Here is a 10,385-nt window from a genome sequence, read left to right as displayed (position 1 = left end):
CTGGAGGACCGAACCGACTAATGTTGAAAAATTAGCGGATGACTTGTGGCTGGGGGTGAAAGGCCAATCAAACCGGGAGATAGCTGGTTCTCCCCGAAATCTATTTAGGTAGAGCCTTGAGCGGACACCTTCGGGGGTAGAGCACTGTTTCGGCTAGGGGTCCATCCCGGATTACCAACCCGATGCAAACTGCGAATACCGAAGAGTGATACTCAGGAGACACACGGCGGGTGCTAACGTCCGTCGTGGAGAGGGAAACAACCCAGACCGCCAGCTAAGGTCCCAAAGTCTATATTAAGTGGGAAACGAAGTGGGAAGGCTTAGACAGCTAGGATGTTGGCTTAGAAGCAGCCATCATTTAAAGAAAGCGTAATAGCTCACTAGTCGAGTCGGCCTGCGCGGAAGATGTAACGGGGCTCAAATATAGCACCGAAGCTGCGGCATCAGTAGCAATACTGTTGGGTAGGGGAGCGTTGTGTAAGCGGAAGAAGGTGAATCGAGAGGTTTGCTGGACGTATCACAAGTGCGAATGCTGACATAAGTAACGATAAAACGGGTGAAAAACCCGTTCGCCGGAAGACCAAGGGTTCCTGTCCAACGTTAATCGGGGCAGGGTGAGTCGGCCCCTAAGGCGAGGCTGAAAAGCGTAGTCGATGGGAAACGGGTTAATATTCCCGTACTTGGATAAACTGCGATGTGGGGACGGAGAAGGTTAGGTTATCGACCTGTTGGATATGGTCGTTTAAGTTGGTAGGTGGGGAGTTTAGGCAAATCCGGACTTCCTTAACACTGAGAGATGATGACGAGGCTCTACGGAGCTGAAGTAACCGATACCACACTTCCAGGAAAAGCCACTAAGCTTCAGGTTTATCTAAACCGTACTGAAAACCGACACAGGTGGTCAGGTAGAGAATACTCAGGCGCTTGAGAGAACTCGGGTGAAGGAACTAGGCAAAATAGCACCGTAACTTCGGGAGAAGGTGCGCCGGCGTAGATTGTAAGGGCTTGCCCCTGAAGGTTGAACCGGTCGAAGATACCAGCTGGCTGCAACTGTTTATTAAAAACACAGCACTCTGCAAACACGAAAGTGGACGTATAGGGTGTGATGCCTGCCCGGTGCTGGAAGGTTAATTGATGGTGTTATCGCAAGAGAAGCACTTGATCGAAGCCCCAGTAAACGGCGGCCGTAACTATAACGGTCCTAAGGTAGCGAAATTCCTTGTCGGGTAAGTTCCGACCTGCACGAATGGCATAATGATGGCCAGGCTGTCTCCACCCGAGACTCAGTGAAATTGAAATCGCCGTGAAGATGCGGTGTACCCGCGGCTAGACGGAAAGACCCCGTGAACCTTTACTATAGCTTGACACTGAACATTGAATTTTGATGTGTAGGATAGGTGGGAGACTTTGAAGCAGTCACGCCAGTGATTGTGGAGTCGTCCTTGAAATACCACCCTTTAACGTTTGATGTTCTAACGAAGATTACGAAACGTGGTCTCGGACAGTGTCTGGTGGGTAGTTTGACTGGGGCGGTCTCCTCCCAAAGAGTAACGGAGGAGCACGAAGGTTTGCTAATGACGGTCGGACATCGTCAGGTTAGTGCAATGGTATAAGCAAGCTTAACTGCGAGACAGACAAGTCGAGCAGGTACGAAAGTAGGTCATAGTGATCCGGTGGTTCTGCATGGAAGGGCCATCGCTCAACGGATAAAAGGTACTCCGGGGATAACAGGCTGATACCGCCCAAGAGTTCATATCGACGGCGGTGTTTGGCACCTCGATGTCGGCTCATCACATCCTGGGGCTGAAGTAGGTCCCAAGGGTATGGCTGTTCGCCATTTAAAGTGGTACGCGAGCTGGGTTTAGAACGTCGTGAGACAGTTCGGTCCCTATCTGCCGTGGGCGTTGGAGAATTGGTTGGGGCTGCTCCTAGTACGAGAGGACCGGAGTGGACGCACCGCTGGTGTTCCGGTTGTGTCGCCAGACGCATTGCCGGGTAGCTAAGTGCGGAAGAGATAAGTGCTGAAAGCATCTAAGCACGAAACTTGCCAAGAGATGAGTTCTCCCAGATTATAAATCTGTAAGGGTTGTTTAAGACTAAGACGTAGATAGGCATGGTGTGTAAGTGGTGCGAGCCATTGAGCTAACATGTACTAATTGCCCGAGAGGCTTAGCCATACAACGCTCAAGTGTTTTTGGGGAGACCTGAGGCATGAGAGCGGAATTGGGTGGGTAGCAGTTAAGAGAGAATAAAGAGAGACTGTAGGTGATTCACCGGGAATAGAGGTGATGATACTAAGAGAAAGTTGAGAGTCAGCTTGTTTTGGTTTGAAGGATAGAGAATACGAGAAGACGGAAGTAAAGTCATCGACCGAATTTTGGCGGCGATAATGCGGTGGGCCCACCTGAATCCATACCGAACTCAGAAGTGAAACGCCGTAATGCCGATGGTAGTGTGGGATATTCCCATGTGAGAGTAGGTCACCGCCAAGCTGAATATAGACCCCTGATGTGCATGCATCGGGGGTTTTTGTTTATTTTGCTCGTATGAATTTCTATGAAAAAAAGCTACAATAGCGCACTTATTTAAGATTAAAAGAGAAACTATGACTGCACTTAATGTATTAATTTATCCTGAAGATCATCTTAAAGTTGTTTGCGATCCGGTTGCTGAAGTTAATGACGATACGCGAAAAATTATTGATGATATGTTCGATACTATGTATCAAGAAGAAGGCATTGGTTTAGCTGCACCACAAGTGGATATTTTACAACGTATTATCACAATTGATATTGAGGGCGACAAACAAAACCAGTTAGTATTGATTAATCCGGAAATTTTAGAGTCTGAGGGCGAAACCGGTATTGAAGAAGGTTGTTTATCAATTCCGGGTTTTCGAGCCTTGGTTCCGCGTAAGGAAAAAGTCACGGTAAGAGCGCTTGATCGTGATGGCAAGGAATTTACGTTAAAAGCAGACGGCTTATTGGCGATTTGTATTCAACATGAAATTGATCATTTAAACGGTATTCTTTTTGTTGATTATCTTTCTCCATTGAAACGTCAACGTATTAAAGAAAAGTTAATTAAAGTGAAAAAGCAGCGAGAAAAGCAAAAATAATTGTGAATCCATGAAAAGTGCGGTAATTTTTGACCGCACTTTGTTTATTTATCCATAACGTAGAACATTATGAAACCATTAAATATCATCTTCGCCGGCACGCCGGACTTTGCTGCACAGCATTTACAGGCTTTAATTGACTCTCCGCATAATGTGATTGCCGTGTACACCCAACCGGATAAACCCGCCGGTCGTGGTAAGAAATTACAAGCCAGTCCCGTGAAACAATTGGCTGAGCAATATCAGATTCCCGTCTATCAACCGAAATCCTTACGCAAGCCTGAAACACAAGCAGAATTGACCGCACTTCATGCCGATGTCATGGTTGTAGTCGCTTATGGCTTAATCTTGCCACAAGCCGTGTTAGATGCGCCGACCTATGGTTGTTTGAATGTGCATGGTTCGCTACTGCCACGTTGGCGTGGTGCGGCGCCGGTTCAACGGGCGATTTGGGCGGGAGATAAACAAACCGGCGTCACTATTATGCAAATGGATGCCGGATTGGATACCGGCGATATGCTACATAAAGTCTTTTGTGATATTGACTTGCAAGACACATCGGCCGATTTGTACCATAAATTAGCTGAAATCGCGCCAAATGCGTTGATTGAGGTGCTGAATCATTTAACCGATGGCACTTTCATTGCCGAACCTCAGGATGATATGCAAAGTAATTACGCCGAGAAATTATCAAAAGAGGAAGCAAAACTGGATTGGCAATTATCGGCAGCACAGTTGGAACGCAATATTCGCGCCTTTAACCCTTGGCCGATGGCATATTTGCAGTTAACTGATGAGCAAGGTAATCCGCAAACATTAAAAGTATATCAAGCTACCGTGTTGCCATCGGTCTCTCAAACACCGGGGACGATTATCAGCGCCGATAAAAACGGTATTCAAATTGCCACAGCAGACGGCGTATTGAATTTATTACAGCTGCAACCGGCAGGCAAGAAACCTATGTCGGCACAAGATTTATTGAACGGTCGCGCCGATTGGTTTGCAGTGGGTAAGGTGTTGGCGTAATGAATAAGGGCGTAAAAAAAACATCGCAAAAAAATACCGCACTTTCTGTGAGAACCGTTGCCGTACAGATTATTTTTCAGGTCTTGGAGCAAGGTAAATCCTTATCTGTTTTATTGCCTGAAGCCCAATCTTCTTTGAAAGCGCAAGACTTGCCTTTATTGCAGGAAATCTGTTTCGGTGTGTGTCGTGTGTTGCCGCGTTTGAAACAGATTGTGGCGCAGTTAGTGGACAAGCCGTTGCGTGGTAAAAAACGCATTGTGCATTGTTTGTTATTGGTCGGCTTGTATCAGATTCTATATACACGCATTCCGGCTTATGCGGCCGTGGATGAAGTGGTAAGTACTGCCAAATCTCTTCAATTACAAAGTTTTCAAGGCCTGGTGAATGCTGTGCTACGTCGTTTCTTGCGTGAACAAGATGGCATTTTGGCCAAAGTCGACAAACATTGGCAGACGCTCCACCCCGATTGGTTGGTGAATAAATTAAAGAAAGTGTATGCAAACTGGCGTGACATTATCGACGCCAATAACCAAAAGCCACCTATGTGGTTACGCGTGAATTTACAAAAAAACACGTTGGAAACTTACCGTACTTTATTGACGGAGCAACAAATTGACTCGCAAGCCACATCTCATCCGCAAGCACTGGGATTGGCTCAACCTACAGCGGTGCAACATTTGCCTTGTTTCGCTGATGGCGGTGTAACGGTACAGGATTTGCATGCGCAATGGGCCGCTTTATTGTTACAACCGCAAAATGGTGAGTTGATTTTAGATGCTTGCGCTGCACCGGGGGGCAAAACCACGCATATTTTAGAACTGGCACCACAGGCTGAGGTGATCGCTTTAGATGTGGAAGAAAGCCGTTTACAACGAGTGAAAGAGAATTTAGCCCGTATGCAACAACAAGCGACCGTGATTTGTGGTGATGCTACGCAACCGCAGGAATGGTTAGCGAAATTAGGCAAAAGTGCGGTGCGTTTTGACCGTATTTTATTAGATGCGCCTTGTTCTGCCACCGGGGTCATTCGCCGTCATCCTGACATTAAATGGTTGCGAAAAGAAACGGATATCGATCAGTTAGTGGCGTTACAAGAGCAGATTCTGCACGGATTATGGCAATATTTAAAACCTAACGGTGTGTTGTTATATGCCACTTGTTCTGTGTTAGCGGAAGAAAATAGCCAGCAAATTAGCCGTTTCTTGCAACAAACAGCGGATGCGGAATTGGTCGAGTTGGCCTTACCTGCAGAGGTGTTAGCGCAAAATCAAAGTGCGGTGGGTTTTCAGTTTATTCCGCAAGCAGACGGCGGTGACGGTTTTTATTATGCGAAATTGGTTAAGCGTCAAAGTTAACTTTTCGCTATGGAGAGAATCGAATGAAAATAATTATTTTGGGTGCAGGACAAGTGGGTTCGACGCTTGCGGCAAATTTGGTAAGCGAAGATAACGATATTACTTTGGTGGATAATGAGTCCGTCCGTTTGGAACATTTGCAGGATAAGCATGATTTGCGCGTCATGAAGGGGTCTGCTTCGTCGCCGAACGTATTGCGTGATGCGGGCGCATCGGACGCAGATTTATTAATTGCAGTTACCAGTTCTGATGAAATTAACATGGTGGCTTGCCAGATTAGTTATACGTTGTTTAACACCCCCACAAAAATTGCGCGGATTCGCAATAGCGAATATTTGAAAGAGAAAGATAAGTTATTTAATCAGGATGTGATTCCTATTGATCATATTATTTCGCCGGAAAATTTGGTTACGCAAGATATTGTGCGTTTGGTCGAGTATCCCGGCGCGTTACAAGTGGCCCATTTAGCTAAAGATAAAATCAGTTTGGTCGTGGTGAAAGCCTACTATGGTGGGCCATTAGTGGGGTATTCAATTTCAACCTTGAAGGAACACCTTCCGCATGTTGATTGTCGTATTGTGTCTATTTTGCGACAAGATAAAGTGATTCGTCCGCAAGGCTCTACGATTATTGAAGCCGGCGATGAAATTACCTTTATTTGTGCCACGGTGCATATTAAAGCGGTGATGAGCGAGCTTCAGCGTTTAGAAAAACCATATAAACGCGTAATGATTGTCAGTGGCGGGAATATCGGCGCCGGCGTGGCAAAGCATTTGGAAGAGCATTGCACGGTAAAATTAATCGAGCGCAATGCCGAGCGTGCAGCGACATTAGCAGAGAAATTGTCAAAGACCTTAGTGTTTCACGGTGATGCGTCCGATCAAGGTTTATTATTTGAAGAACATATTGAAAATATTGATGTGTTTTTGTCTCTGTCCAGTGATGACGAAGCCAATATTATGTCCGCCTTGTTAGCCAAGCGTTTAGGGGCGAAGAAAGCGATGGTGTTGATTCAACGCATGGCGTATATCAACCTAATTCAAGGTGGCACTATTGATATTGCAATTTCGCCGCAGCAAGCAACGATTTCTGCGTTACTTGGACATGTGCGTAAAGGTGATGTGGCCAATGTGGTGTCTTTACGTCATGGCTTAGCAGAAGCCTTAGAGATTATTGTCCATGGTGATGAAAACACCTCCAATGTGATCGGTCGCGAAATTGGCGAATTGAAATTACCTACCGGCGCGTTAATCGGGGCTGTTTTACGTGGTAACGATGTGCTTATCGGCAATAACCAAATGACTATTCAAGAAGGCGATCATGTTGTGGTTTATTTAAGTGATAAGAAATACATTTCTGATTTAGAGAAGCTATTTCAACCAAGTGCATTCTTTATTTAAGCAAGAAAAAATTGTGCTGCTTGCATAAACTGTCTATAATATGCGGTCTTTTTAAGCAGAAATGCAGTTTTTATGCATTATCTAACAAGTCAATCTTAACTTTTAATTAGGAGAGCTTTATGAGTTTCATTAAAGAATTTCGCGAATTTGCGATGCGTGGCAATGTTGTTGACATGGCAGTCGGTGTGATCATCGGTGGTGCATTCGGTAAAATTGTTAGCTCATTGGTAGCAGACGTTTTCATGCCGGTATTAGGTATTTTAACCGGCGGTGTTGATTTCAAAGATTTGAAAATCACGTTAGCTCAAGCCGTAGGCGAAACACCAGCGGTGACCTTAAATTATGGTGTATTTATCCAAAACGTATTTGATTTCATCATTATTGCTTTTGCGATTTTCATGATGATTAAAGCGTTAAACAAATTGAAAAAACCGGTAGAAGAAGCGCCGGCAGAACCTTCAGTAGAAGAAAAATTATTAACTGAAATTCGTGATTTGTTGAAAAAATAATATCGATTAAGCAAAAATCTTCTCCTTGTGAGAAGATTTTTCTTTTTATTCCTGTATCATATCCGCATCTGTCCCCTCTCACTTTTAGCAAGGAAACATTATGAGTCATTTAGACGAGTTAAAAGCCGAAACCCGCGAAATTATTGCCGATTTGTTAAATGACGGTAGCGATCCGAATGCGTTGTATATTATTGAACATCACATTTCTCATCGTAATTTCGATAAGTTAGAAAAAATTGCCATGGATGCATTTAAAGCCGGCTATGAGGTTTCTGAGGCGGAAGAATTTGAAGAGGAAAACGGCAATGTATTGTTCTGCTGCGATATTATCAGCGAAGTGGAGCTTAAACCGGAAATCATTGATGCCCAACAAAAAGAATTACTGCCGTTAGTGGAAAAATATCAAGGCAGTTATGACGGTTGGGGAACCTATTTTGAAGATCCGAATGCGGATGACGATGAATATGGTGATGACGGTGAATTTTTTGATGAAGACGATGACTTAGACGATGGCTTAGATGATGACGAGGATATCGTTAAACATTAAAAAAACGATCTGAAAATCGACCGCACTTTTATTTGTAGGAGATACTTATGAAATTAAAACATTTTGCTTTATTACTTTTGCCTTTAAGTATGGCCTTGACTGCCAATGCGGAAACAAAACCCGCTGCTGATCCGGAAAAAACGGTGATCTCTTTTAGTACGGAAGTGACTAAAGAAGTAGATTATGATGTCATGGAAGTGACGCTTTTCATCAAAGATGAAAATAAAAATTTAAAAGAATTAAACCAAATCATTAATCAGAAAGCGAATGCCGCGCTAGAGGTGATTAAAAAACAAAGTGCGGTGGAAATTAAGAAAAATACACGTAGCACACAAGTGCGTTATGATAGCAAAGGTAAGCAATCCGGATGGATTGAGCGTGCCGATTTAGTGTTGGAGAGCAAGGATTTTGTGGCGCTATCTCAAGTGATTTCCGATTTAAATGACACTTTCGCGATTGCCGATGTGGTTCATAAGCTATCTAAAGAAGCCACAGCAAAATTTGAAGATGAAATGATTAAAGACGTCTTGGCTCAATTCCAACATAAAGCGCAGTTGATCCAAACTTCCCTGAATGCGAAAGGTTATGAAGTGGTAAATTTGAATCTGGATAGCAAAAATGAGATACCGTATTTGTATGAAGGTATGAAATCGGTTCCTAAAATGAAATCTTTTTCTTCAGTGGTGGCTGATGAAGTGAATCTGGATAATAACGGTAAAGTGGAATTAAAAGCCTCGGTGAGTGCACAAATTCACTTATTAAACTAATCACTTTTTCCCGAATGAGATTTTTTATAAAATGACAACGCTTTTCTGCGGTTAAGATTGACGCAGAAATTCTCTTTTGAACAAATGAGGTAAACAATGAAAGTTGCAAAAAATGTGGTGGTAAGCATCGCTTATCAAGTTCGTACCGAAGATGGCGTGTTGGTAGATGAAGCACCGGCAAATCAACCGTTACAATATTTACAAGGTCATAATAACCTTGTGATCGGCTTAGAAAATGCCTTAGAAGGCAAATCTGTGGGCGACAAATTTGAAGTCCGTGTAAAACCGGAAGAGGGTTACGGCGAATACAACGAAAATATGGTACAACGCGTGCCAAAAGATGTGTTTGTCGGCGTAGATGAATTAACGGTGGGGATGCGTTTTATCGCCGACACCGATATGGGACCGTTACCTGTGGTGATTACCGAAGTGGGTGACAATGATGTGGTGGTTGACGGTAACCATATGTTGGCCGGCCAAGAATTACACTTCATTGTGGAAGTGGTCGATACCCGCGAAGCAACGCTGGAAGAAATTGCACACGGTCATTTGCACCAAGAAGGCGGCTGTTGTGGCGGTCATGATCATGATAGCGATGAAGCAGGACACTCTTGCTGTGGCGGTCACCACCATCACCATCATCACGACCACGATCATCACCATGAAGGTTGCTGTGGCGGTCATGATCATGATCACGAGCACGACCATCACCACGGAGGTGGTTGCGGTTGTGGCGGCAAACACTAAAAACATCAATAAAAAAGACCGCACTTCAATGCGGTCTTTTGTTTTTATGTCACTTTATTTATTTTGCACTTGCCTTTTTTAGTACATCATACATCGCATCTTTTAAACGTAATTTTTCCTTTTTTAACACTTCCACTTCACTGGGTGTTCCCAATTCAATATTGGCTTCAATGTTTTTGATACGTTGGTCCAGCTCGTTATGTTTATCAAATAAATTGACGAAATAAGCATCTTCGGTTTTAAGTTTAGTAATTAGGTCTCTAAATTCTGGAAACATGGAAATACCTCATAATAAGTGAATAAAGTATAACGAAAGTCACACTGCCGTTATCTTATCGAATTTACGTCCGCAGAAATGTGCGAGAGATCACAAAATGCATTATGCATAAAATTTAACATTGATGTTACAGGCTGTGTTCTTGTTTGATTTTGTTTAATAATGCATCACAGCATTTATCCAATAACGCGTAAGTTTGATTGAAGTCTTTGGTGTACCACGGGTCAGGAATATGATCGACGCCTAAATCGGGACAAAGTGCGGTGATTTGAAATAACTTTTTCCGATGTTGGCCAAACAGCTGTTCTAAATCCCGTAAGTTTTCGTTGTCCATGGCGATGATATAATCAAAATCCGTCCAATCTTTTGACCGCACTTTTCGGCTAACAAAATCGTTAGAGGCGATACGGTGTTGGTCTAACATATCGGCCGTGCCACAGTGCATTCCTTCGCCATCATGCCAGCCTGACGTGCCTGCGCTGTCGGTGCGTATGCGGTTTTGTAAGCCTGCCAGTTTGATTTTTTCCCGCATTAAATATTCTGCCATCGGGGAGCGACAGATATTGCCTAAACAAACAAAAAGGATGTTAATAGATTGCATGATTTTTCCTCACGTGAAATGAAAAATCCTCATAACGA

Annotated in this window: 10 protein-coding genes and 2 rRNA genes (1 of these 12 running past the window's edge); 10 read left to right on the top strand and 2 right to left on the bottom strand. The window is 43.7% G+C overall.

Annotated features, from left to right (window positions below; all coding sequences use genetic code 11):
* The 10 genes from DK428_RS03900 to slyD form a co-directional block, all read left to right on the top strand.
* Positions 1–2,177: ribosomal RNA gene (locus DK428_RS03900) — 23S ribosomal RNA — on the top strand; it begins 720 nt to the left of the window's first position.
* A gap of 199 nt (positions 2,178–2,376) precedes the next feature.
* Positions 2,377–2,492, top strand: a 5S ribosomal RNA gene (gene rrf, locus DK428_RS03895).
* 113 nt (positions 2,493–2,605) lie between these two features.
* On the top strand, positions 2,606–3,118 hold the full coding sequence (gene def / locus DK428_RS03890; protein ID WP_050692935.1) for a peptide deformylase: 513 nt from the start codon (positions 2,606–2,608) through the stop codon (positions 3,116–3,118).
* Between the two features lie 69 nt (positions 3,119–3,187).
* Positions 3,188–4,144 (top strand): methionyl-tRNA formyltransferase, encoded by a 957-nt coding sequence (gene fmt, locus DK428_RS03885; protein ID WP_109064623.1) that lies wholly within the window; start codon positions 3,188–3,190, stop codon positions 4,142–4,144.
* Positions 4,144–5,499 (top strand): 16S rRNA (cytosine(967)-C(5))-methyltransferase RsmB, encoded by a 1,356-nt coding sequence (gene rsmB / locus DK428_RS03880; RefSeq protein ID WP_109064624.1) that lies wholly within the window; start codon positions 4,144–4,146, stop codon positions 5,497–5,499. The genes fmt and rsmB overlap by 1 nt, the downstream gene beginning before the upstream one ends.
* A gap of 23 nt (positions 5,500–5,522) precedes the next feature.
* Positions 5,523–6,899, top strand: coding sequence for a Trk system potassium transporter TrkA (gene trkA, locus DK428_RS03875; protein WP_109064625.1), 1,377 nt, complete (start codon positions 5,523–5,525; stop codon positions 6,897–6,899).
* A gap of 119 nt (positions 6,900–7,018) precedes the next feature.
* The gene (gene mscL, locus DK428_RS03870; protein WP_050692939.1) at positions 7,019–7,408 is read left to right on the top strand and encodes a large-conductance mechanosensitive channel protein MscL; all 390 of its coding nucleotides are present in this window, start codon (positions 7,019–7,021) and stop codon (positions 7,406–7,408) included.
* 100 nt (positions 7,409–7,508) lie between these two features.
* Positions 7,509–7,955, top strand: a complete 447-nt coding sequence (gene rraB, locus DK428_RS03865) for a ribonuclease E inhibitor RraB (RefSeq protein WP_109064626.1) — start codon at positions 7,509–7,511, stop codon at positions 7,953–7,955.
* A 47-nt stretch (positions 7,956–8,002) separates the two neighbouring features.
* Positions 8,003–8,722: an SIMPL domain-containing protein gene (locus DK428_RS03860; protein WP_109064627.1), complete on the top strand. Its 720-nt coding sequence runs from the start codon at positions 8,003–8,005 to the stop codon at positions 8,720–8,722.
* A gap of 96 nt (positions 8,723–8,818) precedes the next feature.
* Positions 8,819–9,469, top strand: a complete 651-nt coding sequence (gene slyD / locus DK428_RS03855; protein ID WP_109064628.1) for a peptidylprolyl isomerase — start codon at positions 8,819–8,821, stop codon at positions 9,467–9,469.
* 58 nt (positions 9,470–9,527) lie between these two features.
* Here slyD and DK428_RS03850 read toward each other — a convergent pair whose 3' ends face one another.
* Complete coding sequence (locus DK428_RS03850) at positions 9,528–9,746, bottom strand: HP1242/YdcH family protein (protein WP_109064629.1); 219 nt, start codon at positions 9,744–9,746, stop codon at positions 9,528–9,530.
* A gap of 127 nt (positions 9,747–9,873) precedes the next feature.
* Positions 9,874–10,347 carry a low molecular weight protein-tyrosine-phosphatase gene (locus tag DK428_RS03845; protein WP_109064630.1) on the bottom strand — a complete coding sequence of 158 codons (474 nt, stop codon included), beginning with the start codon at positions 10,345–10,347 and terminating at the stop codon, positions 9,874–9,876.
* Between the last annotated feature and the right edge of the window lie 38 nt (positions 10,348–10,385).

The organism is Aggregatibacter kilianii (assembly GCF_003130255.1).
Lineage (GTDB): Bacteria > Pseudomonadota > Gammaproteobacteria > Enterobacterales > Pasteurellaceae > Aggregatibacter > Aggregatibacter kilianii.
Note: the sequence above shows the minus strand (reverse complement) of the source record. Positions and strands in the feature narration are given on the sequence as shown.

Coding starts and splice junctions, on each gene's coding strand:
- def (WP_050692935.1), top strand. CDS start 2,606: ATGACTGCACTTAATGTATTAATTTATCCTGAAGATCATCTTAAAGTT.
- fmt (WP_109064623.1), top strand. CDS start 3,188: ATGAAACCATTAAATATCATCTTCGCCGGCACGCCGGACTTTGCTGCA.
- rsmB (WP_109064624.1), top strand. CDS start 4,144: ATGAATAAGGGCGTAAAAAAAACATCGCAAAAAAATACCGCACTTTCT.
- trkA (WP_109064625.1), top strand. CDS start 5,523: ATGAAAATAATTATTTTGGGTGCAGGACAAGTGGGTTCGACGCTTGCG.
- mscL (WP_050692939.1), top strand. CDS start 7,019: ATGAGTTTCATTAAAGAATTTCGCGAATTTGCGATGCGTGGCAATGTT.
- rraB (WP_109064626.1), top strand. CDS start 7,509: ATGAGTCATTTAGACGAGTTAAAAGCCGAAACCCGCGAAATTATTGCC.
- DK428_RS03860 (WP_109064627.1), top strand. CDS start 8,003: ATGAAATTAAAACATTTTGCTTTATTACTTTTGCCTTTAAGTATGGCC.
- slyD (WP_109064628.1), top strand. CDS start 8,819: ATGAAAGTTGCAAAAAATGTGGTGGTAAGCATCGCTTATCAAGTTCGT.
- DK428_RS03850 (WP_109064629.1), bottom strand. CDS start 9,746: ATGTTTCCAGAATTTAGAGACCTAATTACTAAACTTAAAACCGAAGAT.
- DK428_RS03845 (WP_109064630.1), bottom strand. CDS start 10,347: ATGCAATCTATTAACATCCTTTTTGTTTGTTTAGGCAATATCTGTCGC.